23 protein-coding genes and 2 pseudogenes are annotated in these 26,154 nt (G+C 65.3%); 21 read left to right on the top strand and 4 right to left on the bottom strand.

The features are described from left to right. Positions 1-25: 25 nt before the first annotated feature. Positions 26-280 carry a GlsB/YeaQ/YmgE family stress response membrane protein gene (locus C7T96_RS00335; RefSeq protein ID WP_106569196.1) on the bottom strand — a complete coding sequence of 85 codons (255 nt, stop codon included), beginning with the start codon at positions 278-280 and terminating at the stop codon, positions 26-28. 346 nt (positions 281-626) lie between these two features. Between C7T96_RS00335 and C7T96_RS23790 the strand changes: the two genes are divergently transcribed. After that, entirely contained in the window at positions 627-797 is a 171-nt protein-coding gene (locus C7T96_RS23790; RefSeq protein WP_245414027.1) for a hypothetical protein, read from the top strand. 636 nt (positions 798-1,433) lie between these two features. After that, positions 1,434-2,159, top strand: a complete 726-nt coding sequence (locus C7T96_RS00340; RefSeq protein WP_106569197.1) for a 3-keto-5-aminohexanoate cleavage protein — start codon at positions 1,434-1,436, stop codon at positions 2,157-2,159. A 220-nt stretch (positions 2,160-2,379) separates the two neighbouring features. On the opposite strand, the gene xth is transcribed toward C7T96_RS00340, so the two are convergent. After that, positions 2,380-3,156, bottom strand: coding sequence for an exodeoxyribonuclease III (xth, locus tag C7T96_RS00345; protein WP_106569198.1), 777 nt, complete (start codon positions 3,154-3,156; stop codon positions 2,380-2,382). Positions 3,157-3,279: 123 nt separating this feature from the next. Here xth and C7T96_RS00350 point away from each other — a divergent pair, with 123 nt between their 5' ends. Next, positions 3,280-4,650 carry a nucleobase:cation symporter-2 family protein gene (locus C7T96_RS00350; RefSeq protein ID WP_106569199.1) on the top strand — a complete coding sequence of 457 codons (1,371 nt, stop codon included), beginning with the start codon at positions 3,280-3,282 and terminating at the stop codon, positions 4,648-4,650. Positions 4,651-4,729: 79 nt separating this feature from the next. Here the strand turns inward: C7T96_RS00350 and erpA are convergent, their stop codons facing one another. Continuing rightward, entirely contained in the window at positions 4,730-5,080 is a 351-nt protein-coding gene (gene erpA, locus C7T96_RS00355) for an iron-sulfur cluster insertion protein ErpA (RefSeq protein ID WP_106569200.1), read from the bottom strand. Between the two features lie 68 nt (positions 5,081-5,148). On the opposite strand from erpA, the gene C7T96_RS00360 reads away from it, so the two are divergent. The 15 genes and pseudogenes from C7T96_RS00360 to C7T96_RS00425 all read left to right on the top strand — a co-directional run bounded on the left by C7T96_RS00360 (position 5,149) and on the right by C7T96_RS00425 (position 21,665). After that, positions 5,149-6,372: a deoxyguanosinetriphosphate triphosphohydrolase gene (locus C7T96_RS00360; protein WP_106569201.1), complete on the top strand. Its 1,224-nt coding sequence runs from the start codon at positions 5,149-5,151 to the stop codon at positions 6,370-6,372. Between the two features lie 48 nt (positions 6,373-6,420). Beyond that, complete coding sequence (gene argS, locus C7T96_RS00365; RefSeq protein WP_106569202.1) at positions 6,421-8,178, top strand: arginine--tRNA ligase; 1,758 nt, start codon at positions 6,421-6,423, stop codon at positions 8,176-8,178. Between the two features lie 103 nt (positions 8,179-8,281). Further along, complete coding sequence (locus C7T96_RS00370) at positions 8,282-11,239, top strand: SPOR domain-containing protein (protein ID WP_106569203.1); 2,958 nt, start codon at positions 8,282-8,284, stop codon at positions 11,237-11,239. A gap of 129 nt (positions 11,240-11,368) precedes the next feature. Beyond that, on the top strand, positions 11,369-12,388 hold the full coding sequence (nagZ, locus tag C7T96_RS00375; protein WP_106569204.1) for a beta-N-acetylhexosaminidase: 1,020 nt from the start codon (positions 11,369-11,371) through the stop codon (positions 12,386-12,388). A gap of 69 nt (positions 12,389-12,457) precedes the next feature. Then, entirely contained in the window at positions 12,458-13,261 is an 804-nt protein-coding gene (locus C7T96_RS00380) for a ScpA family protein (protein WP_106569205.1), read from the top strand. A gap of 25 nt (positions 13,262-13,286) precedes the next feature. Further along, on the top strand, positions 13,287-14,000 hold the full coding sequence (scpB, locus tag C7T96_RS00385) for an SMC-Scp complex subunit ScpB (RefSeq protein WP_199190405.1): 714 nt from the start codon (positions 13,287-13,289) through the stop codon (positions 13,998-14,000). A 45-nt stretch (positions 14,001-14,045) separates the two neighbouring features. Then, positions 14,046-15,170 carry an ABC transporter ATP-binding protein gene (locus C7T96_RS00390; protein ID WP_106569207.1) on the top strand — a complete coding sequence of 375 codons (1,125 nt, stop codon included), beginning with the start codon at positions 14,046-14,048 and terminating at the stop codon, positions 15,168-15,170. 36 nt (positions 15,171-15,206) lie between these two features. Beyond that, positions 15,207-15,434 (top strand): twin-arginine translocase TatA/TatE family subunit, encoded by a 228-nt coding sequence (locus C7T96_RS00395; protein WP_106569208.1) that lies wholly within the window; start codon positions 15,207-15,209, stop codon positions 15,432-15,434. A 41-nt stretch (positions 15,435-15,475) separates the two neighbouring features. After that, positions 15,476-16,090 carry a Sec-independent protein translocase protein TatB gene (tatB, locus tag C7T96_RS00400; RefSeq protein ID WP_106569209.1) on the top strand — a complete coding sequence of 205 codons (615 nt, stop codon included), beginning with the start codon at positions 15,476-15,478 and terminating at the stop codon, positions 16,088-16,090. Beyond that, the gene (gene tatC, locus C7T96_RS00405; protein ID WP_106569210.1) at positions 16,087-16,977 is read left to right on the top strand and encodes a twin-arginine translocase subunit TatC; all 891 of its coding nucleotides are present in this window, start codon (positions 16,087-16,089) and stop codon (positions 16,975-16,977) included. Before tatB ends, tatC begins: the two co-directional genes overlap by 4 nt. Before the next feature lie 142 nt (positions 16,978-17,119). After that, positions 17,120-17,797 (top strand): annotated as a pseudogene (locus C7T96_RS24515) (serine--tRNA ligase); the annotation flags it as partial. A 156-nt stretch (positions 17,798-17,953) separates the two neighbouring features. Next, positions 17,954-18,550: pseudogene (serS, locus tag C7T96_RS24520) on the top strand (serine--tRNA ligase); the annotation flags it as partial. A 2-nt stretch (positions 18,551-18,552) separates the two neighbouring features. Beyond that, positions 18,553-19,311: a 5'/3'-nucleotidase SurE gene (surE, locus tag C7T96_RS00415; RefSeq protein ID WP_106569212.1), complete on the top strand. Its 759-nt coding sequence runs from the start codon at positions 18,553-18,555 to the stop codon at positions 19,309-19,311. After that, positions 19,308-19,961, top strand: coding sequence for a protein-L-isoaspartate(D-aspartate) O-methyltransferase (locus tag C7T96_RS00420; protein ID WP_106569213.1), 654 nt, complete (start codon positions 19,308-19,310; stop codon positions 19,959-19,961). The genes surE and C7T96_RS00420 overlap by 4 nt, the downstream gene beginning before the upstream one ends. 126 nt (positions 19,962-20,087) lie before the next feature. Continuing rightward, complete coding sequence (locus C7T96_RS00425) at positions 20,088-21,665, top strand: peptidoglycan DD-metalloendopeptidase family protein (protein ID WP_106569214.1); 1,578 nt, start codon at positions 20,088-20,090, stop codon at positions 21,663-21,665. Between the two features lie 98 nt (positions 21,666-21,763). On the opposite strand, the gene C7T96_RS00430 is transcribed toward C7T96_RS00425, so the two are convergent. Continuing rightward, positions 21,764-22,630 carry an ATP-binding protein gene (locus tag C7T96_RS00430; RefSeq protein WP_106569215.1) on the bottom strand — a complete coding sequence of 289 codons (867 nt, stop codon included), beginning with the start codon at positions 22,628-22,630 and terminating at the stop codon, positions 21,764-21,766. Positions 22,631-22,795: 165 nt separating this feature from the next. Here C7T96_RS00430 and yajC point away from each other — a divergent pair, with 165 nt between their 5' ends. Genes yajC through C7T96_RS00445 form a run of 3 tightly spaced genes read left to right on the top strand, consistent with a single transcriptional unit; the run spans position 22,796 to position 26,153 of the window. Next, positions 22,796-23,137 (top strand): preprotein translocase subunit YajC, encoded by a 342-nt coding sequence (yajC, locus tag C7T96_RS00435; RefSeq protein ID WP_106569216.1) that lies wholly within the window; start codon positions 22,796-22,798, stop codon positions 23,135-23,137. A 48-nt stretch (positions 23,138-23,185) separates the two neighbouring features. Further along, positions 23,186-25,756, top strand: coding sequence for a protein translocase subunit SecDF (secDF, locus tag C7T96_RS00440; RefSeq protein ID WP_106569217.1), 2,571 nt, complete (start codon positions 23,186-23,188; stop codon positions 25,754-25,756). Between the two features lie 7 nt (positions 25,757-25,763). Continuing rightward, complete coding sequence (locus C7T96_RS00445) at positions 25,764-26,153, top strand: Mth938-like domain-containing protein (RefSeq protein WP_106569218.1); 390 nt, start codon at positions 25,764-25,766, stop codon at positions 26,151-26,153. Position 26,154: the final 1 nt, after the last annotated feature.

Genomic DNA, 26,154 nt, shown 5'->3' on the forward strand with positions numbered 1-26,154 from the left:
GTTTTTCGTGGTTTGCCGTGCGATGTCAGCCCGATTTCACCAGCTTGATGATCACCAGGAGAATGACCGCGCCGATGGTGGCGTGGATGATGGCGGCGAGGATGCCGCCGCCAAGCGAGATGCCGATCGCGGGAAACAGGAACCCGGCGATGAAGGCGCCGACAATACCCACGACGATGTTTCCAAGCAGGCCGAAGCCGAAACCCTTGACGATCAGCCCGGCAAGCCAGCCGGCGATCGCACCGATGATGATGAAAACGATCAGACTTTCGATGCCCATATTCAGTTCCCTCCAATGGCCGTGCGATGGAAGCAGAAAGCAGGCCGCATGTCGATCACCCGCATGCACTCCAATGCGGTTCCCGCAGTCGCGCACCGCTTTTCCGGCCGGTCCGCACCTCGCCGGCGCTCGTGTCTTCTACACTTTCGCGTGCCGGAACCCGATGGCGTGTTCGGACATCGTCCAGGCAGGTCAATATTGGAAAGGACGATGCATACCAGTGTTCGGGAAGCGCGATGGCTGATTGGCCCGGTATTCGCGCTGGCCGGGTTTATGGCCGTTCTCGGCATGGTTGCCGGCTGAAACTCGTCAGGACTTGGCAGGTTTCTAAAGGAGCGATGTTGCGATGGAAAAAGATCCGCGCGAGCGCACGACGATCGTCACATTGGGCGGCGGTGGAGCCGGCTGGTTTATCGCCGGCGCCTGGTGGTGGCGCTTCTGGTCGTCGTCATTCTGTTTGCCGGCGGATTTTTCGATGGATCGAAGACGGCCAGCATCGATGTGCCCGACAAGGTGATGGTTGATGTGTCCGACGTTGAGGCGCGGGCGCCGGCCGACGATGGGGCCGGATCGGAACAATAAACGACAGATACGGTAAGGAATTGAGCCCGGTCACCCGTTCTGCTAGCAGGAATGGCCACGCGGACGTGGTGGAATCGGTAGACACAAGGGACTTGAAGAAATCTGAGTGCATCGGGGGAAACCCCGGCTGTAGAACTGCTCAAATTCGGGGAACCCTGTCAGATGGCGATCCCGAGCCAAGCCCGGCGGCCTCGATGGTTCGGGAAGGTGTAGAGACTAGACGGGCAGCACCTAAGGCCGTGGCTAGGGTGAAGGTATAGTCCAGACCACAAACGCCCCTGCGGGGCGGCGGCGAAAGCCGTAGCTGGTACGAAAATCCCTCGGCTTCGGCCATGCGGGTTCGAGTCCCGCCGTCCGCACCATCCGGCCGGGAAAGTTTCCCGGCGTCAACTGCTTGAAAAACGACTTCAGCTTGCCCGAGCCAGGCGCTTTGCCGGATGCGGGCGATGGTCGCGCCTTGGTTCGGCGCGGTCTTCAGCGGGCAATGACGGCTTCGAGCCGAATTTGACAATTGCTGCGCAGGAAACGAATGTCGACAAAAGAAAGGTCACGCTAGAGGCTGGTCGACAAGGTGATTGTTCAAGCGTGTATAAACGGAGCCCGCCCTGAGGCTTACCACCCATCTCTGCCCCTTACACACGAAGCAATGGTAGCTGACGCAGCAGAATGCATTGCGGCAGGCGCGGGCGAATTGCACATCCACCCTCGCGACTCGGACGGTAAAGAGAGTCTGGCCCATGTGGATGAGCTTGTTCGTGGCATCCGAAGCGTCTGCCCAGGCACGCTGGTCGGGGTATCGACAGGGGCATGGATCGAAAATGACATTACGCTCACCAGACACCGTATCAACGAATGGTCATCGCTGCCGGATTACGCTTCGGTGAACTTGTCGGAACCGGACGCACCAGCCATTTTTTCGCTCCTTGAAGCAAAGGGTGTTGGTATCGAAGCTGGGATAGCCACAGTTGAGGACGCGGAGCGTTTTGTATCTTTGCGACAACGAGACAAGGTCTTTCGTGTGTTGTTTGAAATCGAACAACAAGACCTCCGACAGGCGCGGGCGACGCTAGCAGGCATCCAAACTGTTTTGAATGAGGCCGGTGTTCAGCGGCCCATTCTATTACATGGATTTGATGCTACGGTATGGCATTTCGTACGTGAGGCTCGGGTGAAGCGATGGTCTACCCGTATTGGCCTCGAGGATGGTTGCAGGTTGGAAGACCAGTCTGTCGCATCGTCGAACGCACAACTCGTTGCTAAGGCTATCGCCCTCTTTCAAGAGCAGAGCGTTGCATAGCAGACCGTCGCGCAGCCTCAGCGGAATGACGTTCCGTTCTCACCGCCGACATTCCAGGTGACGAGGCCTGAGCGGGTTTCCGCCGGAGCGTCTCCCGATCGAAGCCTTGCTGTGCGGTGAAGCACCAGCGCTGCTTAAACACATCCGGCAAGGGTTTCGGCAGCCCTGGCGGCGCGTCGCGAGGGGTACGCGAGGCCGGCCCGTCTCGCCTTCCTTCGCCTCAGGCGAGCTCGATCACAACCGGCACGTGATCGGACGGTTTTTCCCAGGCGCGGACATGTTTTTCCACCGAGGCGCTGGCCAGCCGGTCGGCGGCCTCCGGAGATAGCATCACATGGTCGATGCGGATGCCGTTGTTCTTCTGCCACGCGCCGGCCTGATAGTCCCAGAACGTGTAGAGCACGTCGTCGCTGACGGCGCGGACCGCGTCCGTGTAGCCCAGATGGCACAGACGGCGGAAAGCGCCGCGGCTTTCGGGCTGGAACAGAGCATCGTCCACCCAGGCGCCGGGGTTCTTGGCGTCTTCGGGTTGCGGGATGACGTTGTAGTCGCCGGCCAGCACCAGCGGCTCCTCCAGATCCAGCCGTTCGCGGGCCCATCTTTCCAGCCGCTCCATCCAGCCGAGCTTGTAGGGAAACTTTTCCGAACCGAGCGGATTGCCGTTCGGCAGATAGAGCGACACCACGCGCACCACGCCCGATTCGGTCGAAAACACCCCCTCGATGAACCGCGCCTGCTGGTCGTCATCGTCGCCGGGCAGGCCACGATTGACCTCGTCAAAGCGGAGCTTGGACAGGATCGCTACACCGTTGAAGCCTTTCTGGCCATGGGTTTCGACGTGGTAGCCGAGCGCTTCGATGTCGGTGCGCGGAAACAGCTCGTCGACCGATTTGATCTCCTGGAGACAGGCGATGTCGGGCTGGCTGTCCTTGAGCCAGACGAGCAGATTGTCGATGCGCGCCTTGACGCCGTTGATGTTCCAGGTTGCGATTTTCATGGATAAAGTGCCGATCTTTCAAATTTTACTTGATGGTCAGCGACGCCATTGTCGGAAATTGTCGTTCATTGCCCGAAAAACCATCTCAAAACAAAGGGGCGTTGAGAAGAGGGGACAACGACCATGACTGACACGACGACCACCGACCCGGCAAGTGCCGCGGGGCTCAGGCAACGACTTCGCGATCCCGACTACACGCCGCCGATCACACAGGCCGTGCCGCTCGGCATCCAGCACGTGCTGGCCATGTTCGTCTCGAACGTGACGCCGGCGATCATCGTGGCCGGGGCGGCGGGCTTCGGCTTCGGATCCAATTCGCCCGACTTTCCGAACCTGATCTACATGATCCAGATGTCGATGCTGTTTGCCGGTATCGCTACCTTGTTCCAGACGATCGGCATGGGGCCGGTCGGTGGGCGCCTGCCGATCGTACAGGGCACGAGCTTCGCCTTCCTGCCGGTGATGATCCCGATCGTGGCCGGCGGCGGCGTCGCGGCGATGGGCGCGCTGATGGGCGGCGTCTTGATCGGCGGCATTTTCCACTTCTTTCTCGGCACCTTCATCGGCCGGCTGCGTTTCGCGCTGCCGCCGCTTGTCACCGGCCTGATCGTGCTGATGATCGGGCTCGCCCTGATCAAGGTCGGCATCCAGTACGCGGCCGGCGGCGTGCCGCTGATCGGCAAACCCGAATATGGCAGCCTGGCCAATTGGAGCGTCGCCATCGTGGTGGTCGTGGTGACGCTGCTCTTGAAATTCTTCGCCAAGGGCATGTGGTCGATCGCGGCGGTGCTGCTCGGCCTGATCGCCGGTTACGTCGTGGCGCTGATGATGGGCATGGTCAATTTCAACAATGTCGGCACGGCCGGCTGGGTCGCCGTGCCGGTGCCATTCAAATGGGGCTTCGAACTGTCGGCCGCGGCCATCATCGGCATGTGCTTCATGGCTTTGATCTCGGCCATCGAGACGGTCGGCGACGTGTCGGGCATCACCAAGGGCGGTGCCGGCCGCGAGGCGACCGACCGCGAGATTTCCGGCGCCACCTATGCCGACGGGCTGGGAACGGCAATCGCGGGCATTTTCGGCGGCCTGCCCAACACGTCCTTCAGCCAGAATGTCGGCCTGATCTCGATGACCGGGGTGATGAGCCGTCACGTCGTTACCTACGGCGCGATCTTCCTGATCCTGTGCGGCTTGATCCCCAAGGTCGGGGCGGTGATTTCCACCATTCCCATCACCGTGCTCGGCGGCGGCGTGATCGTCATGTTCGGCATGGTGGCCGCGGCCGGCATCAACATGCTGTCCGACGTCACCTGGAACCGGCGCAACATGGTGATCTTCGCCGTGTCGCTGTCGGTCGGACTCGGCCTTCAGCTCGAGCCGGGAGCGCTCCAGCATCTGCCCAAGACCGCGCAGATCCTGTTGACCTCGGGCCTGCTGCCGTCGGCGTTCCTGGCGGTTGTGCTCAATCTCGTATTGCCGGAAGAACTCGACTGACGGCGAAGGATACGAGCCCGGCCGCGTGATGCGTTCGCGGCCGGTTCGCGGGGCGCAAAGCCTTATCGCGGGCGAGGGTTCAGATTGAGAAGCTGGTTCCGCAGCCGCAGGAAGCGACGGCATTGGGGTTTTTGATCTGGAAGGACTGGCCCATCAAATCGTCGACGAAGTCGATCACCGAGCCGCCGAGATAGACCAGCGAAATCTCGTCGATCAACACCGTCGCGCCATCCTTCTCGATGGCCACGTCATCGTCGTTGCGCGCCTCGACCAGGTCGAACGTGTAGGAAAAGCCCGAGCAGCCGCCGCCTTCGACCGCGACCCGCAGGGCCGTCTTGCCCGGTTCGCCGGCCATGATCTTGGCGATCCGCTTCGCCGCGGCGTCGGTCAGTTCGACGCCCTTCTTGCCTGTTAATGCGTCCGCGCCCATGGCGTCACCTTGTGTTCGCACTCCCTCCATAGGTATGAAGCGCCATACCGCAAGTCAACCGGCGCTTCATGTCCGATCACGCATCACAATTTTCACATATCGGCTTTGGCTACAGGCCGCGGGCGGCCTATGCCTGCGACCCGGACGCGACGCGCGGCCGGTTTTACCCCGAACAGGAAAGCCGTACCCGCACGCCCTTCCAGCGCGATCGCGACCGCATCATCCATTCGACCGCTTTTCGCCGGCTGAAACATAAGACCCAGGTCTTCATCGCCCACGAGGCCGATCACTACCGCACGCGGCTGACCCATTCGATCGAGGTCGCCCAGATCGCGCGCGGCCTGGCGCGCGCCTTGTTCCTCGACGAGGATCTCGCCGAGGCGGTCGCGCTGGTGCACGATTTCGGCCATACCCCGTTCGGCCATACCGGCGAGGACGCGCTCAACGCCGTGATGGGGTTCGCCGGCGGCTTCGACCACAACGCCCAGTCGCTGCGCGTCGTCACCCGGCTGGAAAGCCGCTATGCGGAGTTCGACGGCCTCAATCTGAGCTGGGAGACGCTGGAGGGGCTGGTCAAGCACAACGGTCCGCTGACCGACGCCGAGGGCAAGGGGCTCGACGGTCCGCTGCCGCGCACGATCGCGGATTTCGACGTGCTGTTTCCGCTCGATCTCGCCTCCCACGCCTCGCTCGAGGCGCAAGCGGCCGCGATCGCCGACGACATCGCCTATGACGCGCACGACATCGACGACGGCCTGCGCTCGGGGCTGCTGACGCTCGACATGCTGGAGGAGGTCCCCTTCGCGGCCGCCATCCTGGCGGAGGTGCGCGCTCTTTATCCAGGGCTCGACCCGGTGCGCACGGGCCACGAACTGATGCGCCGCCAGATTACGCGCATGGTCGAGGATGTCATCGTGACCGCCCGCGACCGGCTCGCCGCGCTGAAACCGGCAAGCAGCGGTGACGTGCGCGCGGCAGGCGAGACGATCGTCCGCTTTTCGGCGGCGATGCGCGACGACGAGAAGGCGCTGAAGGCGTTTTTATACGCCAATCTCTACCGTCATCCCGACGTGATGGCTGTGCGCGCTGATGCCGAGCGCATCGTGCGCGACCTGTTTGGCGCCTACCTCGCCGACCCGGCCGCGATGCCGGAGGGCTGGCGCGGAATTCTTGAGCGCGCCGACGAGGCGGTCAAAGCCCGCCATGTCGCCGATTTCCTGGCCGGCATGACCGATACCTACGCGATCAAGGAGCATCGGCGTCTGTTTGACCATACGCCCGAGATCGGATAGGGCCTCGCGCAGCCCAAGCCGGCCCCGTTTTTACCCGGACGTTGACCCATGAACATTTTTGCCGATTTCCGCGATCGGATCACGAAGGCGATCGCTTCGCTCGACCTTCAGCCCGTTTCGGGCGGTCCCCTGGACTATTCGCGCCTGACGGTCGAGCCGCCACGTGACGCCGCGCACGGCGATATCGCCACCAATGCGGCGATGGTGCTGTCGAAAGCGGTCGGCGAGAATCCGCGCGCGCTCGCAGGGCGGATCGCCCAACGGCTCGCTGCCGATCCCGAAGTCGCCGCCGTCGATGTGGCGGGGCCCGGCTTCATCAACCTGACACTCGGCCACGGATTCTGGCAGGCGCGGCTGCGCGAAATGCTGGCCGCCGGCCGCGATTACGGCCGCTCGACCGTCGGGGCGGGGCGCAAGGTCAATGTCGAATATGTTTCGGCCAATCCGACCGGGCCCATGCATGTCGGCCATTGCCGCGGCGCCGTCGTCGGCGACACGCTGGCCAATCTGATGGGTTTTGCCGGCTTCGAGGTCACCAAGGAATATTACATCAACGACGCCGGCGCGCAGATCGACGTTCTGGCCCGCTCGGCGCTGCTGCGCTACCGCGAGGCGCTCGGCGAAAAGATCGGCGAGATTCCCGCCGGTCTCTATCCGGGCGACTATCTCAAGCCGGTCGGCAAGGCGCTGGCTGACGAATACGGCCAGTCTCTGCTCGGCATGGCCGAGGACAAGGCGCTCGGCCTGGTCAAGGAGCGCACCATCGACGCGATGATGGACATGATCCGCGACGATCTCGCCGCGCTCAACGTGTGTCACGACGTGTTCTTTTCCGAACGTGGCCTGCATGCCGACGGCGCGCGCGCCATTCGCACCGCGATCGCCGATCTGACGATGAAGGGCCATGTCTACAAGGGCAAGCTGCCGCCACCGAAGGGGCAGAAGCCGGAGGATTGGGAAGACCGCGAACAGACCCTGTTCCGCTCGACCGAGGTCGGCGACGATATCGACCGTCCGCTGGTCAAGTCGGACGGGGCGTTCACCTATTTCGCCGCCGACGTCGCCTATATGAAGGACAAATACGCCCGCGGCTTCGAAGAACTTATCTTCGTGCTCGGCGCCGATCACGGCGGCTACGTCAAGCGGCTCGAGGCGCTGGCGCGCGCGATTTCTGGCGGCGACATCAAGCTGACGGTGCTTTTGTGCCAGCTGGTCAAGCTTTACCGGGGCGGGGAGCCGGTGCGCATGTCCAAGCGCGCGGGCGAATTCGTGACGCTGCGCGAGGTGGTCGACGAGGTCGGACGCGACGCGATCCGCTTCATGATGCTTTATCGCAAGAGCGACGCGCCGCTTGATTTCGACTTCGCCAAGGTAACGGAGCAGACCAAGGACAATCCCGTCTTCTACGTCCAGTACGCCTCCGCGCGCTCGCATTCGGTGTTCCGGCAGGCGGCCGAGCAGATCGGCGCGGACGGGCTCGACCGGCAGAGCCTGTCGCGGGCTTCGGAACGGCTGACCGACGACGCCGAGATCGCGCTGGTCAGAAAGGTGGCCGAATATCCGCGCATGATCGAAGCCGCGGCGCTCGCACACGAGCCGCACCGGATCGCATTTTACCTCTATGACCTCGCCAGCCAGTTCCATGCCTTGTGGAACCGCGGCACCGACAATGAAGACTTACGGTTTATTAAGGTTAATGACCCAGTCTTGACCCAGGCTAGACTGGGATTGGTGCAGGTGGTCTCTGATGTCTTGACGTCGGGACTGGGTCTGTTGGGAGCCGACGCGCCGGAAGAAATGCGCTAGGCGACACGGTAAAACCTGTCACCTTTTGCCCACAATGGGCTGGTAACGGCCAGAAACTCGCGGCGTTTTCGGCGCCCGGGCGAGTGTGAGTGCGGAAATGGGTATGGCAGACCTCAAGCAGTTGAAGGTGAAGCGCGACGATGACTTCGCCGAAAACGATCCCCTGGCGGAACTGACCCGGATCATGGGCGGTATGCCGGAAACGTCCGGCGCGAGCGATGCCGACGATTTCGGCATCGATCTCGAACGCGAATTGATGGGGGAGTTGGAACAGGACCTTGATCCGCCCGCCCGGCATCCACGCCAGCCGGAAGAGCCGGCGGCCGACGCGCAAGCCCTTCCCGAACTCGGTCAGGCCTTCGAGGACGAGCTGGCAGCGGAGTTTTCGGCTTCGCTGGAGACACTCGGCGGCGATACGGGCGCGCCCGACAATGAAGGCCAGCAGGCCCAAGACGACGGGGCAAGGGCGCCTTCCTATCTGGACGCTGGCCCCGCAGCGGCGGCTGCCGCGCCGCCGCCTGTCGATTTCGGCCAGGCCGACGACGCGGCCGCGTTCGTGGATTTGAATTTTTCGCGGGCCGATCCGCAACCGGCGACCGATCCGGTTCACGACGGCGGCGAAGGGGCCGGTTTTTCGACCGCGCCGCGGCACGAGACTGCCGAGTCAGTTGGTATGGCGGCGCCGGCGGATGCGTGGGAGCCCGCGGAGCGCGCCGGCCAGGCCGCGGCTGCCGACGAACCGGTTTTCGATCCATTCGCAGAACTTGCAGCGATGGCGTCGCCGCCGGCACCGGAACCGGTGCGGGGTGTCGAAACGCTGCCGCAGGCACGCGAAGAGGGGCAGGGCCCGGCTATCGAAGCGCGCGACCATGCGGTCGCGACACCGGCTGCGCCCGATCCATTCATGCAGGCCGATTTCCGGGATGACGCCCCCGAAGCCGAAACTAGCCCGTTTTATGCTGACGAGCGTGCGAGCGCCTCGGTCGCCGACGATTTCCAGGACGATGTTCTGGCGCATATGGACCAGGGCTTCGAGCCGGCCGCGCCGCACCCCGACGAGGGCGATCGGCCTTTCGTGTTCGACCGAGCAACCCCGGTCGCGCCGCAGCCGGTGCAACCGGAGGCCACGCAGGTCGCCATGCCGGACGACGACGTGTCCGCGCCTATCGACGACGCGCCGGCCGCGCCCGACGAGCTGGCGGGTGCCCAGCTCGTCGCCGGCGAGGAAGCGTGGAGGCAGGCGCAGTTCGAGCGGAGCGAGCCGGATATGGCCGGCTGGACCGAAACCCAGCCTGTCGAGGCGGCGACGCCGGTCGGCTTCGACGCGCCGGCACAGCAGGCTGAGGCGCCGCCGACCGCGCCTATCGCCGCGGAGAGTGCCGCAATCGGCGCTGGTGCGGCAGCGGCTGCCCTGGGTGGGGCGCGCGCCGGTTTCGCCCGCGCTGCCGAGGCGCCCGCGATCGAGACGGTCGACGTGCCGGAAGCCGGTGTCGAGATCGCCGACGAAACCGGCATCCCGGAATTCGTGCAGGAAGAGGAGCCCCGGCTCGACCTCGCCGACGAGCTCGACATGGAGTTCGCCTCGGCTTTCGACGAGTTGAATCGCGACAGTTCCGGCGCCTCCCAGCCGCAGGGCTGGCCGCGCGCCACCGACGCGGCGTCGCTTGCCGCCGAGCGGCGGGTTTCGCAGGAGGCCGCGCCGGAGGATTTCGCGCTCGGGCTCGACGAGGCAGACCTCGCCCTCGACGATACGTTCGATTTCGCGGCCCCCGAGCAGGGCGACGACGGTGCAGCCTGGCAGCCTCACGGTTTCGACGAAGCGGCCGGCCAGGAACAGGCCATGGCGGCCGGGTGGCCGGACGAGGCCTATCAGCAGTTGCATGCGCCCGACGATGGCGAGCTTGCCGCCGCCTTTCACGGGGCGGCTCCGCACGCGGAGGCGGCCGACGAGGCACAGCCTTCAGGCCGTCGCGGGCTGATGATTGCGGCGCTGGTTGCCGGCGTTGCCGTCGTCGGGGGCATATCGGCCTTCGCGCTGTCGTTTGGATCTGGCGACCCCGAAGCCTCGCCTGCAATGGTCAAGGCCGATCCGTCGCCGGTCAAGGTGCGACCGGAAACGCCTGGCGGCGTGACCGTGCCGAACGAGGACAAGATCGTCTATGAACGGGTCGCCGGTGGCGACGAGCCGGCCGTGCCGACACAGGAAAAACTGCTTTCGGCCGCCGAAGAGCCGGTCGATCTCGCCGTGCGCGATGTCACCCCGGGCGCGCCCGACGCGGCGGGTGCGGCAGCGGGCAAGTCCGAAGACAGGGTCGCGCCCGAGACGTCCAACCTGCCGGGCGTCGCCGGCGAAGAGCCGGCGCTGGTCGCACCGCGCAGGGTACGCACCATGATTGTCAAGCCGGACGGCACGCTGGTGCCGCGCGAGGAACCGCTCGAGGTCGCGACGGCGGCGGAGGTCGAACCCGCGCCGGCGCCTCTCGAGCCCGCCGCCCCCGCGCCCGAACCGGTTGCCGCGACGCCTGCACCGGAACCGGTCGCCGCGGACGCGCCGGATGCCCGGAACGGCGCTGCGGATGTCGGCGGTGCCGGAACGTCCGACGAGGTTGCCGCACCGGCACAGGCCGAGACAGACAACGCGCCGGTTCGCGTGGTGGAAACCACCACGATCCGGCAATCCGGCACACAGAAGGTTCCCGATCGCGGTCCGGTCGCACCGACCCGCCCGTCCGACCAGCCGGTCGAGATCGTCGGCAACACCGCGCAGGCCAATCGCCAGACCGAGGTCGCGGCCCTCGACACCAGGGCGCCGAAGCCGGGCGAATGGTCGATGCAGATCGCCTCGCAGCCCTCGCCGGAAGGCGCCCAGAAAAGCTATGCCAATCTGTCGACGCGTTACGGCTCGATCCTGAACGGGCGCGGCGTCAATATCGTCAAGGCCGACATCGCCGGCAAGGGCACGTTCTGGCGGGTGCGGATCCCGGCGGGAAGCCGCGCCGAGGCGACCAGGCTGTGCGAGCAGTACAAGGCCGCCGGCGGAAGCTGTTTCGTCGCCAAATAATGCCGGCCGCCGGGCCGATGACCACTCTGCATCGAAACGTCGGGCCGCTGCGAAGCGGCCCGAACCGTTTCCGGATGAGGCTCGGCTGTGGTCAGTGCGCGGCAAGCCAAGACGGGCTAATCTGTCGCAATGAGCGAATCAAAAGCAATGATCCTCGGCTGTGCCGGGGCCGAACTCACCGCTGAGGAAGAGGCCTTCTTTCGCCGGGAAAAACCCTGGGGCTTCATTCTTTTTGCCCGCAACGTCGCCGACACGCCGCAGGTGCTGCGCCTGGTTTCCGACCTGCGCGAGAGCGTCGGCCGGCCGGATGCGCCGGTCTTCGTCGACCAGGAGGGCGGCCGGGTGCAGCGGCTGCGCCCGCCGCTGGCGCCCGACTATCCCTCGGCCGGCGCGCTTGGCGCGATCCATGCCGCCGACCCGGCGGCTGGGCTGCGCGCGGCCTGGCTGATGTCGCGCCTGCACGCTTTCGACCTCGCCCGTCACGGTATCGACGCCGACTGCCTGCCGGTGCTCGACGTGCCGGTGGATGGCGCCGACGATGTCATCGGCAAGCGCGCCTATGCCGGCGACCCGGCCGTGGTCGCGGCGATGGGGCGCGCGGCGGCCGATGGGCTTTTGGCCGGCGGCGTGCTTCCGGTGATGAAACACATGCCCGGACACGGACGAGCGCGCTGCGACAGCCACAAGGCGCTTCCGGTGGTCGAAGCCTCGCTGGACGTCCTGCGCGCGGTCGATTTCGCACCGTTCGCCGCACTCGCCGACCTGCCGATGGCGATGACGGCGCACATTGTCTACCAGGAGATCGACCCCGACAATCCCGCCACCACCTCTGCGCGCGTGATCGGCGACATTATCCGTGGCGAGATCGGTTTCGACGGTCTGTTGATGAGCGACGACGTCTCCATGAAGGCGCTTTCTGGGGATTTCTCGCAAAAAGCCCGGGCGATTCTTGCGGCCGGCTGCGATGTGGTTCTTCACTGCAACGGCGTCATGGACGAGATGGCGGGGGTCGCGGCCGCGACCCCCGCGCTCGCCGGTCGGGCGCTGGAGCGGGCGCGGCGGGCCCTCGATTTGCGGGCGGGCGCGTCGAGCGAGAGCGAAATGCTGGCCAGGGCGGAATTCGACGCGTTGGCCCGGTCGGTGGCGTAAGCCCCGGCCTTTGAATAGGGTAAGGATTTGGGAGCGGTCCAGAAGAATTCAGGCCAGGACAAGGCGCCGATGGAGCGCCTGTGGACGGAAAGCGAGGAGCGGCGCGATCCGGCCGCGCCGGCGCTCGTCGTCGACGTCGCCGGTTTCGAGGGACCGCTCGACCTGCTCCTGCACCTGGCGCGTACCCAGAAGGTGGATCTTGCCCGCATCTCGATCCTGGCGCTTGCCGAGCAATATCTGGCTTTCGTCGACGAGGCTCGCAAGCTGCGCCTCGAGATTGCCGCCGACTATCTGGTGATGGCCGCCTGGCTCGCCTTTTTGAAGTCGAAGCTGCTGATCCCCAAGCAGGACAGCGACGAGGGCGAAAGCGGCGAGGAACTGGCCGCGATCCTGCAATTCCGCCTCAAGCGGCTGGAGGCGATGCGCGATGCTGCCGCGCGCCTGGTGAACCGCAACCGGCTCGGTCGCGACGTGATGGCCCGCGGCATGCCCGAAGCGGTGATCCTGGAACGCCGGACCGAATATAGCGCCTCGCTCTACGATCTGCTGACCGCCTATGCCGGACAGCGCCAGCGTCAGGCGGTCACCAATGTGCGGATCGCCAAGCGCACGGTGTGGTCGCTCCAGGACGCGCGCGCGGTGCTGTCGCGCCTGGTCGGCAGGATCAAGGACTGGACCGCGCTCGACCGGTTCCTGATCGAGTATCTGACCGTACCGGAAGAGCGCGCCACCGCGCTCGCCAGCTCGTTTGCCGCCTCGCTCGAAATGGTGCGCGAAGGCGCGATCGAAATTCGCCAGACCGAGCCGTTCGCGCCGCTTTTCATGCGCGCCCGGCCGCCGGAACACGTGCCCAGCGAGGGAAGCCATGTCTGAAAGCAGCCGGGCGAACGCGCTGTCCATGCCGGACGACGGGAATGCCCTCGACGCCGATCCGCTGAACGACAACCCGGCCGAGCGGCTGCACCTGGTGGAGGCCATGCGCATGGCCGAGGCGATCGTGTTCGCGTCGGCCGAGCCGGTCAGCGAAAAGGCGCTGGCCATGCGCATGCCCGAAGGCGTCGACATTCCCGCGATCATGGCGTCGCTGCAGAAGTTTTACGAAAAGCGCGGCGTCAACCTGGTCAGGATCGAGGAGTCCTGGGCATTCCGCACCGCGGGCGATCTGTCCTTCCTGATGAGCCGCGACGCCGTGCAGCAGAAGAAATTGTCGCGTGCGGCACTCGAGGTGCTGGCCATCATCGCCTATCACCAGCCGGTGACGCGCGCCGAGATCGAGGAAATCCGCGGCGTCGAAACCTCCAAGGGCACGCTGGACACGCTGATGGAAACCGGCTGGGTGAAAATGCGCGGCCGGCGGCGCACGCCCGGCCGCCCGGTCACCTATGGCACCACCTTGACCTTTCTCGACCATTTCGGGCTCGGCGAGCTGCGCGACCTGCCGGGCATAGACGAATTGAAGGGCGCGGGCCTGTTGTCGGCGCGCATGCCGGCCAATTTCTCCGTGCCGCTGCCGCCGACCGATCCCGACGAGCTTACCGAGGACGAAGAGCCGCTGACCGACATCGACCTGGAGGAGCTCGGCCTGTTGACACCCCGCGGCGGGGATGATTGACGGAGGCGCCGCGTGTCGTCGCGGCGCATATCCGTGACAGGCGAAATGGCGCAGGCAGAAAAGACAAGGCGGAAGCCGGGTGAACGGGCAGGGCGCCTTCCCGCCGGTGTGTCCTTTGCCGCGCGCCTGTCCTTCGACAATGTGTGGCATTCCTTCGACAATCGGAACGAAACGCTGCGCGGTGTCTCGCTGAGCGCCGAACCGGGCGAGGTGCTTTGTTTGCTCGGTCCCTCCGGCTCGGGCAAGACGACGCTTCTGAGGATCGCCGCCGGCATCGAGACGCAGACGCGCGGGCGTGTGCTGCTCAACGATCGCGAAATTTCCGGACCGTCGGTGTTCGTGCCGCCGGAGCGGCGCTCGATCGGCCTGGTGTTCCAGGATTTCGCCCTGTTTCCGCATCTGTCGATCCTCGACAATGTGCGCTTCGGCCTGACCGCGCTGTCGTCGGGAGAAGCCAGGCGCGAGGCGATGGCAGCGCTGGTGCGCGTCGGCCTGGAGCATCATGCCCAGTCCTTCCCGCATATTCTCTCCGGCGGCGAACAGCAGCGCGTGGCGCTTGCGAGGGCGCTTGCGCCACGCCCGGCGGTGCTGTTGCTGGACGAGCCGTTCTCCGGGCTCGATTCGCGCCTGAAGGACACCGTGCGCGCCGAAACGCTGGCGATCCTGCGCGAGAGCCGGGCGACGGCGATCGTGGTCACCCACGACGCCGAGGAGGCGATGCGCATGAGCGATCGAATCGCGCTCTTGAAAAACGGGCGGCTGGTGCAGATGGGGCCGGCGCAGGCCCTGTTCGAAAAACCGGCCGACCTGTTCGTGGCCGGTTTCTTTTCCGAGCTCAACCTGTTCGAGGCCAGGGCGGGCGCGGGCCGGGTCGATACGCCGCTCGGCCAGTTCGCGGCACCCGGCATCGGCGATGGCGCGCCCGTTACCGTTGCCGTGCGGCTCTCCGGCATAGAGCCGTGCGAAAAGGATGGCGGGACGGCGGCAAGAGTGATATCCCGGCGCTTCCTGGGCGAGGCGGAGGCGCTGGAACTTGCGGTTCCGGGCGCCGAAACCTCGATTCGGGCACGCATTCGATGCGGCGTTTTGCCTGCCGGCGCACGCGATATCTGGCTTACGGTGCGAAAGTCTGATGTGCTTGTGTTTGAAAGCGGGACCGAAAACGCCTAAATCTGGGAACGAAACGCGTTCATAAAAGGGTTTGTAATGGGAACCTTCTCGATCTGGCACTGGCTTATCGTGCTCGTGGTCGTGCTGCTGCTGTTCGGGCGCGGCAAGATTCCGGAGTTGATGGGCGACATGGCCAAGGGAATCAAAAGCTTCAAGAAAGGCATGTCGGACGAGGACGAGGCGGCCAACGCCAAGACCGTCGAGCACCGCGACGACGAAAGCGCGCCCGCCTCCTCGACCAAGGAAAAGGCAACCAAGTCCTGACGGGGCGCGAGCCCCGGTCGCAGGCTGCCGGAAGCTGAGCCATGTTCGACATCGGTTGGCCGGAAATGCTCGTGGTCGCGGTCGTTCTGATCGTGATCGTGGGGCCGAAGGACTTGCCGCGCATGCTGCGCGCGTTCGGGCGCACGACGTCCAAGATGCGCTCGATGGCGGGCGATTTCCGCAAGCAGTTCGACGAGGCGCTGAAGGAGGCCGAGCTTGACGACGTCAAGTCGACCCTCGACAGCGCGCGCAAGCTCAATCCAACCTCGGAAATCAAGAAAGCGCTCAATCCGATGGAAAAGGCGGCCGCGGATGTGCGCGCCGGCCTCGACGACATGATGAAGCCGAAACCGGCCAAGACCGCGGCGCCCGACGCCGAAGCGGCGCCGGCCGAGCCGGCCAAGGCCGGGCCGACGGCGATGCCGGGGGCCGCAGCGGCAAAACCGGCGGCGACCGTGCCTGGCAAGAGGAAGACCGCGGCCAAATCCACTGCCGCAACCGGCGCCGCGGCCAAGGCCAAGCCGGCCGGCAAGGCTGCCGCGTCGCCGGCGAAGAAAACGGCTGCGGGCGCGCGCGCCAAGCCGGCTGCCAAGACCTCCAAACCCAGACCGGCAACGCGCAAGGCGCCGGCCAAGAAGACCGGGGCATCCTCGTGAACGTCCACGACGACGACATCGACAAATCGTCGGCCCCGCTGATGGATCATTTGATCGAGCTGCGTACGCGGCTGATGTGGTCGATCGGCGGTTTTTTCGTCGCCTTCCTGGTCTGCTTCTTTTTTGCCAAGGACATTTTCAACCTGCTGGTGATCCCGTTTCAGTGGGCGACCGCCTGGGCCGGTCTCGACGCCGACAAGGTCGACCTGATCTACACCGCGCCGCAGGAGTTCTTTTTCACCCAGATCAAGCTCGCCATGTTCGGCGGGCTGGTGATCGCCTTTCCGGTGATCGCCGGCCAGATCTACAAATTCGTCGCGCCCGGCCTCTACCGCAACGAGCGTCGCGCGTTCCTGCCGTTTCTGATCGCTTCGCCGATCCTGTTCCTGATCGGCGGCGCGCTGGTCTATTTCTTCTTCACGCCGATGGTGATGTGGTTCTTCCTGTCGATGCAGCAGGTGTCGCCCGATCAGGAAATCCAGATCTCGCTGTTGCCGAAAGTGTCGGAATATCTCAGCCTGATCATGACGCTGATCTTTTCCTTCGGCCTGGTGTTCCAGCTTCCGGTCGTCACCACGCTGATGACGCGGGTCGAGCTTTTGAGTTCGGCGGGGCTGGCCGACAAGCGCAAATACGCCATTGTCATCGCCTTTATCGTCGCCGCGGTGCTGACCCCGCCCGATCCCGTCAGCCAGCTCGGCCTCGCCCTGCCGACGATCCTTCTCTACGAGGTCTCGATCTGGCTGGCGCGCATGGTCGAGAAGAAGCGCGCGGAAGAGCGCGCAGCCCGGGACGAGGCGCAAACGGATGGTGACGAACCCGATCCAGCCCAAGCGGAGCCCGCGGCTTCCGAAGCCGGCGACGAGGACGCGACGCGTCCCTCGTAAGGCGCTCGCGGTGCGGCGCGGCCTTGCGCCATTCCGATTTGCGGTTTAGGCCGTTCGGCGGTCTTGCGCGCGTTGTGCGGCGCGCGGCGGACATTCATATGCCGTTTCGGCAACACCAACCGTATGGGAACCGATTTTCGCCATGCTCGACATAAGATGGATTCGCGACAACCCCGAGGCCCTGGCCGAAGCGCTTGAAAAGCGCGGCTGGTCGTCGGCGGATGCGCGCGCCGAGGTCGACGCCGTGGTGGCCGCGGACGAGGCGCGGCGCGCCCATCTGACCGAGTTGCAGGCCAAGCAGGAACGCCGCAACGCCGCCTCCAAGGAAATCGGCAAGGCGATGGCGCAAAAGGACCTGGCGCTGGCCGAAAAGCTCAAGGCCGAGGTCGCCGATATCAAGCGTTTCGTTCAGGACGGCGAGGCAGAGGAGCGCACGCTCGACAAGGCGCTGTTCGACCGGCTGGCGGCGCTGCCCAACCTGCCGCACGACGACGTGCCCGTCGGCGCCGACGAGGCCGACAATGTCGAGATCCGCCGCGTCGGCGAGCCGAAACGCGCCAATGCGGCGAAGGAGCATTTCGAGATCGGCGAGGCGCTCGGCCTGATGGATTTCGAGACGGCGGCGAAATTGTCGGGCGCGCGTTTCACCGTGCTCAAGGGCCAGCTTGCCCGGCTCGAGCGCGCGCTCGGCCAGTTCATGCTCGACCTGCACACCACCGAGCACGGCTATCTGGAGGTCCAGCCGCCGCTTCTGGTGCGCGACGGGCCGATGTTCGGCACCGGGCAATTGCCGAAATTCACCGACGATCTTTTCCAGACCTCGCGGGCGGGCGAGGTGTCTTTCGACGAAAGCGCGCTTTACGGCGAGGCGGTGGCTAACCTTGTGGAGGCGTGGGCGCCCGACGATTTCCCCCAAATCGAACTTTATCGCGAGATGGAGCGGCTGCGCCGGTCGCGCCAGGCCCCGATGCGTCTGTGGTTGATCCCGACGGCTGAAGTATCGCTCACCAACCTGGTGCGCGAGGAAATCCTCGACGCTAAATCGCTGCCGCTGCGCTTCACCGCGCTGACGCCGTGTTTCCGCTCCGAGGCCGGCTCGGCCGGCAAGGACACGCGCGGCATGCTGCGCCAGCACCAGTTCTACAAGGTCGAGCTGGTCTCGATCACCGACGAAACGTCCTCGCTCGATGAGCACGAGCGCATGACGGGCTGCGCGGAAGAGGTGCTCAAACGCCTTGACCTGCCTTACCGCACGGTGGTGCTGTGTTCGGGCGACATGGGGTTCGGGGCCAGAAAGACCTACGACATCGAGGTCTGGCTGCCGGGCCAGAACGCGTATCGTGAGATTTCGTCCTGTTCGGTGTGCGGCGACTTCCAGGCCCGGCGCATGGAGGCCCGCTACCGGCCGGAGGGCGAGAAGCAGACCCGCTTCGTGCACACGCTCAACGGCTCGGGCACGGCGGTCGGTCGCGCGCTGATCGCGGTGATGGAAAACTACCAGAACGCCGACGGCTCGGTCACCATTCCTGAAGTTTTGCGTCCCTATATGGGCGGTCTGGAAAGGATCGGCTGAGTATGCGCATTCTTCTGACCAACGATGACGGCATCCACGCCGAGGGACTGCAGGTGCTGGAGCGGATCGCGCGCACCCTGTCCGACGATGTGTGGGTGGTGGCGCCGGAAACCGACCAGTCGGGTTTCGCCCATTCGCTGTCCCTGTCCGAGCCGCTGAGGATGCGCAAGCTCGACGAGCGCCATTTCGCCCTGCGCGGCACACCGACCGATTGTGTCATCATGGGCGTGCGCAAGGTCATGCCCGAGCCGCCGGATCTGGTGCTGTCGGGCGTCAATTCGGGCGGCAACGTCGCCGACGACGTCACCTATTCGGGCACGGTTGCCGGCGCCATGGAGGGGACGCTGGTCGGCGTGCGCTCGATCGCGCTGTCGCAGGCCTACAGTTTCCGCGACGATGACCGTTTCGTGCCGTGGCACGTCGCGGAGACGCTGGCGCCGGCACTGCTGAAGAAGCTGATCGCCATGGACCTGCCGGCAGGCGCGTTCCTCAACGTGAATTTCCCCAATTGCGAGCCCGAGCAGGTGCGGGGCACGAAAGTGACCGCGCAGGGCAAGCTTCTGCACGGCCTGTGGATCGACGAGCGTCGCGACGGGCGTAATTTTCCCTATTACTGGCTGCGTTTCGGCCGCCAGCCCTCGGAAGTGCGCGAGGGCACCGATCTTGCCGCCATGCGCGACAATTTCGTCTCCGTCACACCGCTTCAGCTCGACCTGACCGCGCACGAACTCAAAGACAGGGTGGCGAAGGGGCTCGCATGACCCGTGCCGGCGATGATCGCGAGGGTTTCGCCGCCTTCCTGCTGCGCGCCCGCGCCAAGGGCGTCGACGACAAGCGGCTGATCGCCGCGATCGAGGCGGTGCCGCGGCGCGGTTTCGTGTCCGGCCAGTGGCAGTCCGTCGTGTGGTGCGACCGGATGATCCCGATCGAATGCGGGGAAACGCTGGAAGGGATCGACCTGCAGGCCCAGATCGTGCATGCGCTCGGTCTGGAGCCGAAGCACCGCGTTCTGGAGATCGGCACCGGGTCGGGCTACACGGCCGCGCTGATGGCGCAGCTTGCCGGCCGCGTCGTCACCGTCGATCACTACAAGACGCTGGTCGACCAGGCCCGTCACCGCCTCGACGCGCTCGGTATCGCCAATGTGGTCGTGCGCCAGGCCGATGCGGCCAACGGGCTCGCCGGCGAAGGGGCGTTCGACCGCATCGTGTGTTGGGCCGCGTTCTCGGCCCTGCCGCGCAATTTCGTCGATCAATTGTCGACGAACGGGCTGATGATCGCACCGATCGGGCCGGGCGAGGGCGAGCAGGCGCTGGTCCATCTGCAAAAGGTGGGGAGCCGTTTCGACCGGAGCGATATCGGCGTCGTGCGTTTCCAGCCCTTGCTCGAAGGCGTGGCCGCGGCGATCTGAAGCCGGCCTTTTCACGCAATTTGCGAAATCGCGCCGCGCGTCGCGCCATCTTAACGCGGCAGTAAGATTAACGCGCTTTAATTTTGGGTGAGTGACGTTCCGTAACCGGTGTTCGCGAGTATTGCGATGCGTATCAAAGTCTTGGGCATAGCCGGGCGCGATTTCGCCCGCATGACGGCCATTCTGGCCGCCGGCAGCTTTCTGGCCGGCTGCAGTTCCGGCGCGATGCGTTTCGATGAAGAGATTTTCACTGCGTCCACGGCCAATCAGCGCGCCATTCTCGGCAACGCGATCGATCAGCCCTTTCCCGGCGATGTGAGCCCACGGCCGGCCACGGTCGACCAGACCTATACCGGCTCGGTCAATCGGCGCGCCGTCGAACCCGTCGAAGTCCGCACCGGGAGCGTTCAGCGCCAGACGCTGCCGGCGCCCGTCCGCCAGCCAATGCCGGCACGGCCGGTCGAGGTGGCGCGGGCCGAGCCGGTTGCTCCTGAGCCGGTGGCCTCGGCCGCGCCGCGCCAGGTTGTTGCCGCGGCTCCCGCCCCGGCGCCGGCCGGCACTGATGCGGATGGCGAGGGCTGGACGCGGGCCGGCGGAACCCAGGTGACGATCCGCGAAGGCGAAACGCTCTACAATCTCTCGCGTCGCTTCGGCGTGCCGGTCAAGGCGATCATGAAGGTCAACGACATGGAGTCGGCCGGGGAATTGTCTGCGGGCCAAAAGGTCGTGATCCCGACTTATGTCTATTCGCGCAAGGCGCCGATTTCGGCGCCCGACGCCAATCCCAACGTGATGGAGGCGAAGTCCTCGCGCGGTTCGCGCTACGACGTCCCGGCCGACAAGGTGCCGCTGCCGAGCCGTTCGCCGGACCGCAGCGTGGCAATCCTGCCGCAGACGCCGAAGCCCAAGCAGCGCGTCGCCTCCGCCGAGACCAGCGACGTCGCCACGCAAAAGGCATCCGCCACGCCTTCGCCCGCCAAGGACGGGATCTACACGGTCGTGGCCGGCGATACGCTTTATGGCATCGCGCGCCAGCGCGGCACCACCGCCGCTGCGATCAAGCAGGCCAACGGCCTGAGTGACGGCCATTTGCGCATCGGACAGAAATTGCGCATTCCTGCGTCCGGCCAGGTGCTCGTGCGGGCGGACGAGCCCGTCGACCCGATCAAGACCGCCGGCACGGGCGAAAAACGCGCATCCGATGCAACGAAAAGCCCGGTAACGGCCTATACGCCGCCGGAAGCCGACAAGACCGCGCGCGGTTCCTCCGACAAGGCGATCGCCGAAACCGTCACCAAAAGCGCGGCCGTCGCGCCGGAAGCGACCGGCGTGGAGCGCATGCGCTGGCCGGTGCGCGGCCGGGTCATCGCCGGCTACGGCCGCAAGACCGGCTCCAAGCCGAATGACGGCATCGACATCGCCGTGCCGGAAGGCACGCCGGTCAAGGCGGCCGAGAACGGCGTCGTGATCTATGCGGGCGACGGGCTGAAGGAATTCGGCAATACGGTTCTCGTGCGTCACGAGGACGGCTTGGTTACCGTTTACGGCCATGCCAGCCAGTTGAAGGTGGCGCGCGGCGACAAGGTGCGGCGCGGCCAGGAGATCGCACGCTCGGGCATGAGCGGTTCGGCTGACCTGCCGAAACTCCATTTCGAGGTGCGCAAGGATTCCGTGCCGGTCGATCCGACAGGTTATCTCGAATAGGGCGCCCTAAACAGTAGGCAGCGGGTCATCGCCTCCAGTCGGGCCCGCCAGCTTCGCCCGTCCCGCAAGGGGCGGGCGATTTCGTTGTGCGCAGCCGCTCAGTCCAGCCTGCGGCCGAGCCGTCCGGCCAGATCCTGGACGAACTGCCAGGCGACGCGGCCCGAGCGCGAACCGCGCGTGGTCGCCCATTCCAGCGCCTGCGCGCGCAGGGTCTCGGCGTCGATCGCCAGGCCGTAATGGGAGACGTAGCCGTCGACCATGGCGAGATAGTCGTCCTGGGAGCATTTGTGGAAACCGAGCCACAGGCCGAACCGGTCCGACAGCGAGACTTTTTCCTCCACCGCCTCGGACGGGTTGATGGCGGTGGAGCGCTCGTTTTCGATCATGTCGCGCGGCAGGAGATGCCGGCGGTTCGAGGTGGCGTAGAAGATGACGTTGTCGGGCCGGCCCTCCACACCGCCCTCCAGAGCCGCCTTCAGCGACTTATAGGAGGTGTCGTCGTGGTCGAAGGACAGATCGTCGCAAAACAGGATGAAGCGATGCGCGACGCCCTTGAGCAGGGCCAGCAGGGCGGGCAGCGTGTCGATGTCCTCGCGGTGGATTTCGATCAGGCGCAGCCGGGCCGCGTGGCTCGCGTTGACGGCGGCGTGCGCCGCCTTGACCAGAGACGACTTGCCCATGCCGCGCGCGCCCCACAAAAGCACGTTGTTGGCCGGGTAGCCGTCGGCGAAACGCTGCGTGTTGTCGACCAGGATGTCGCGCACACGGTCGACGCCCTTGATCAGATCGATCTCCACCCGGTTGACCCGCTCCACCGGGGTGAGCATGCCGGTTTCGGCTTCCCACACGAAGCAGTCGGCGGCGTCGAAATCGGGCGCTGCCGGCGGCGGCGGGGCCAGGCGCGACACCGCCGCAATCAGCCGGTCGAGTTTTTCACCAAGGGTTTCGCTGCGGGCTTCTGTCATTTCCGTCCGTCCTGAATTATGTCTGCGCGCTCTACCACGCGCGTGCCGCCGGCAAAAGCGGGCCGAAACCCGGTCCATCCGGTTGCAATGAAGGCGCGAGAGACTATATTCCGCCCACCTTCGGCCGGGGCCTTTTGCGCACGGCGGCGTTCTCAGGAGAATTCTATGTTCGTAACACCGGCTTATGCGCAAACAGGGGCTGCTGGCGGCTCCGACATGCTGATCAGCATCCTGCCGTTCGTGCTGATCTTCGTGATCATGTATTTTCTCATCATTCGGCCGCAGCGCCAGACGATGAAAAAACGCCAGGAAATGCTGGCGGCGATCCGCAGGGGCGATTCGGTGATCACCGGCGGCGGTCTGGTCGGCAAGGTCACCAAGGTCATCAACGACCACGAATTGGAAATCGATCTCGGCGGCGGCATGAAGGTGACGGCGATGCGCGCCACGATCGCGGAAGTGCGGGTCAAGGGCGAGCCGGTCGCCAACCAGAACGCCAAAAAATAACCCAGAACAGGGTGAAATGATCTCGTTTTCGCCCCGACGGACAGGCTGATGCTGTATTTCACCCGCTGGAAGACGACTCTGATCTGGCTGGCCGTTCTGGCCGGGATCGTGTTCGCCGCGCCCAACCTTTTTTCCCAGGCGACTGTTGCCAGTCTGCCGGACTGGTTGCCGAAGCGCCAGATGACGCTCGGCCTCGACCTGCAGGGCGGCTCGCACATCCTGTTGCAGATCGAAAGGCGGGACCTGATCGAGGAGCGCCTCGAATCGACCCGCGACGACGTGCGCCGCCTGCTGCGCGACGCCCGCATCGGCTATACTGGGCTTTCCGGTTCGAGCCGCACCGTCCAGGTGCGCGTGCGCGACGCCGGCGATGTCGAGCGCGCCAAGGAGGCACTGGCGCAGTTGACCGAGCCGGTCTCTGCCGGCCTGTTCGCCGGCGGCACGGTGACCGAACTCGCGCTCGAAGAGCCGGAGCCGGGCCTGCTGCGCTTCACGCTGACCGATGAGGGCATCACCTATCGCCTCGCTTCCGCGCTGTCGCAGTCGATCGAAGTCGTCGGCCGGCGCGTCAACGAACTCGGCACCACCGAACCGATCATCCAGAGGCAGGGCGACGACCGGATTCTTGTTCAGGTGCCCGGGCTGCAGGACCCGCAGCGCCTGAAGGACATTCTCGGGCAGACCGCGAAGCTGACCTTCCAGATGGTCGACACCTCGGTGCCGGTGCAGGAGGCGATCGAAAGCCGCCCGCCGCCGGGCACGACGGTGCTTTATTCCACCGACGATCCGCCGGTGCCCTATCTGATCGAAAACCGCGTCATCGTATCGGGCGAAAACCTGGTCGACGCGCAGGCGACGTTCGACCAGCGCACCAACGAGCCGGTCGTTTCGTTCCGCTTCGACACCAAGGGCGCGACCCGGTTCGGCCAGGCGACGCAGGAAAATGTCGGTCGGCTGTTTGCCATCGTGCTCGACGAGCAGGTGATCTCGGCGCCGCAGATCCGCGAGCCGATCCTCGGCGGCACGGGCCAGATCTCGGGCAATTTCGACGTTCAGAGCGCCAACGACCTGGCGGTGCTGCTGCGCGCCGGCGCGCTGCCGGCAACCCTGACCATCATCGAGGAGCGCACGGTCGGGCCGGGGCTCGGCCAGGATTCCATCGACGCGGGCAAGCTTGCCGGCGTGATCGGCGCCGTGCTGGTAGTGGTGTTCATGATCGCCGCCTACGGCACGCTCGGCGTGCTGGCCAATCTGGCGCTGCTGGCCAATATCGGGATGATCGTGGCGATCCTGTCGGTGCTCGGGGCCACGCTGACCTTGCCCGGCATCGCCGGCATCGTGCTGACCATGGGCATGGCGGTCGATTCCAACGTGCTGATCTATGAGCGTATCCGCGAGGAACGGCGCAACGGGCGCTCGCTGATTCAGGCGATCGATACCGGTTTCTCACGCGCCTTCGCCACCATCGTCGATGCCAACGTGACGACGCTGATCGCGGCCGTCGTGCTGTTTTATCTGGGCAGCGGGCCGGTGCGCGGTTTTGCCGTGACCCTGGCGATCGGCATCGTGACGACGGTCTTCACCGCCTTTACCTTCAGCCGCTGGATGCTGGCCGAATGGGTCCGCCGCCGCCGGCCGAAGGAGCTGCCGCGCTCGTTCGTGTCGCTGATCCGGCCCGGCACGAAAATCGCATTCATGAGCTTCCGGCGCATCACTTTCGCGTTTTCCGCCTTTTTGTCGGTGGCTTCCGTCGTGCTGTTCATCGGCGTGGGCATGAATTACGGCATCGACTTCAAGGGCGGATCGCTGATCGAGGTGCAGACGCGCGACGGTCAGGCCGCCGATATCGGCGAAATCCGCGGCCGACTCTCCGACCTCAATATCGGGGATATCCAGGTCCAGCAGTTCGGTACCGAAACCGATGTGCTGATCCGCGTCGCCTCGCAGGAGGCCGGCGACAACGCCGAACAGAGCGTCGTGGTCAAGGTTCGCGGCGAGCTCGAGCAGGACTACGATATCCGCCGTGTGGAAACCGTCGGACCGACGGTCTCGTCCGAACTCGCGATGCAGGGCACGATCGGCGTTCTGGCGGCCTTCGCCCTGATCATGGTCTATATCTGGCTGCGCTTCGAATGGCAGTTCGCGGTCGGAGCGATCATCGCCACCGTGCACGATATCGTCATCACGGTCGGCTTTTTCGTGATTTCCGGCATCGAGTTCAATCAGTCCTCGATCGCGGCCATTTTGACCATTGTCGGCTATTCGCTGAACGACACGGTGGTCGTCTATGACCGGGTGCGCGAGGAGTTGCGGCGTTACAAGAAGATGCCCTTGCCGCAATTGCTCAACAACGCCATCAACCTGACCTTGTCGCGCACCTTGATGACCTCGGTCACCACCTTGCTCGCCTTGACGGCGCTGTTCCTGTTCGGCGGCGAGGTGATCCGTTCGTTCACGGCCGCAATGCTGTTCGGCGTGGTGTTCGGCACCTATTCGTCGATCTTCATCGCCGCGCCGATCCTGATCCTGTTCAAGCTTCGGCCGGGCGCGCTTTCGGCCAGCAAGGACGAGGCGAAGGAGGACGATCAGGACGCGCCGGCCGAAACGTCGAAAGCCTGAGGCGGCCATGGCCGGCGGTATCATCATGCGCGAGGCCCATTTTCCGGGCCGGGCGCCGATCGACGCCTACGGCAATGGCGGTTTCCGGTTTGCCGAGATGTCGCATCGCGGCTCCATCCTGTGCGTGCCGTCGGGCATTCACGGCTGGCAGCCGGCCGATGCGACTGCGCTCGGTGAAGCCGATTTCGGCCGTGTCTTCGACGAGGCAGCCGAGATCGAACTTTTGCTGGTCGGAACCGGCACGGCGCTGAAGCCGCTGCCCAAGGCGGTGCGCGAGGCCGTCCGCGCGGCCGGGTTGACGGTGGAGGCGATGTCGACGGGAGCGGCCGTGCGCACCTATAACGTGCTTCTGGCCGAGGATCGGGCCGTGGCGGCGGCCCTGGTCGCCGTGTCCTGAA

The organism is Nitratireductor sp. StC3 (assembly GCF_003015025.1).
GTDB classification, from domain to species: domain Bacteria; phylum Pseudomonadota; class Alphaproteobacteria; order Rhizobiales; family Rhizobiaceae; genus Mangrovimarina; species Mangrovimarina alexandrii.

Bases quoted from the DNA above. Each gene is read 5' to 3' on its own strand.
- secDF (WP_106569217.1), top strand. From the start codon at position 23,186: ATGCTGTATTTCACCCGCTGGAAGACGACTCTGATCTGGCTGGCCGTT.
- C7T96_RS00425 (WP_106569214.1), top strand. From the start codon at position 20,088: ATGCGTATCAAAGTCTTGGGCATAGCCGGGCGCGATTTCGCCCGCATG.
- argS (WP_106569202.1), top strand. From the start codon at position 6,421: ATGAACATTTTTGCCGATTTCCGCGATCGGATCACGAAGGCGATCGCT.
- C7T96_RS00430 (WP_106569215.1), bottom strand. From the start codon at position 22,630: ATGACAGAAGCCCGCAGCGAAACCCTTGGTGAAAAACTCGACCGGCTG.
- yajC (WP_106569216.1), top strand. From the start codon at position 22,796: ATGTTCGTAACACCGGCTTATGCGCAAACAGGGGCTGCTGGCGGCTCC.
- C7T96_RS23790 (WP_245414027.1), top strand. From the start codon at position 627: ATGGAAAAAGATCCGCGCGAGCGCACGACGATCGTCACATTGGGCGGC.
- C7T96_RS00335 (WP_106569196.1), bottom strand. From the start codon at position 280: ATGGGCATCGAAAGTCTGATCGTTTTCATCATCATCGGTGCGATCGCC.
- C7T96_RS00390 (WP_106569207.1), top strand. From the start codon at position 14,046: ATGGCGCAGGCAGAAAAGACAAGGCGGAAGCCGGGTGAACGGGCAGGG.
- C7T96_RS00380 (WP_106569205.1), top strand. From the start codon at position 12,458: ATGGAGCGCCTGTGGACGGAAAGCGAGGAGCGGCGCGATCCGGCCGCG.
- nagZ (WP_106569204.1), top strand. From the start codon at position 11,369: ATGAGCGAATCAAAAGCAATGATCCTCGGCTGTGCCGGGGCCGAACTC.
- erpA (WP_106569200.1), bottom strand. From the start codon at position 5,080: ATGGGCGCGGACGCATTAACAGGCAAGAAGGGCGTCGAACTGACCGAC.
- xth (WP_106569198.1), bottom strand. From the start codon at position 3,156: ATGAAAATCGCAACCTGGAACATCAACGGCGTCAAGGCGCGCATCGAC.
- C7T96_RS00420 (WP_106569213.1), top strand. From the start codon at position 19,308: ATGACCCGTGCCGGCGATGATCGCGAGGGTTTCGCCGCCTTCCTGCTG.
- C7T96_RS00360 (WP_106569201.1), top strand. From the start codon at position 5,149: ATGTCCGATCACGCATCACAATTTTCACATATCGGCTTTGGCTACAGG.
- surE (WP_106569212.1), top strand. From the start codon at position 18,553: ATGCGCATTCTTCTGACCAACGATGACGGCATCCACGCCGAGGGACTG.
- C7T96_RS00350 (WP_106569199.1), top strand. From the start codon at position 3,280: ATGACTGACACGACGACCACCGACCCGGCAAGTGCCGCGGGGCTCAGG.
- C7T96_RS00395 (WP_106569208.1), top strand. From the start codon at position 15,207: ATGGGAACCTTCTCGATCTGGCACTGGCTTATCGTGCTCGTGGTCGTG.
- scpB (WP_199190405.1), top strand. From the start codon at position 13,287: ATGCCGGACGACGGGAATGCCCTCGACGCCGATCCGCTGAACGACAAC.
- C7T96_RS00445 (WP_106569218.1), top strand. From the start codon at position 25,764: ATGGCCGGCGGTATCATCATGCGCGAGGCCCATTTTCCGGGCCGGGCG.
- C7T96_RS00370 (WP_106569203.1), top strand. From the start codon at position 8,282: ATGGCAGACCTCAAGCAGTTGAAGGTGAAGCGCGACGATGACTTCGCC.
- tatB (WP_106569209.1), top strand. From the start codon at position 15,476: ATGTTCGACATCGGTTGGCCGGAAATGCTCGTGGTCGCGGTCGTTCTG.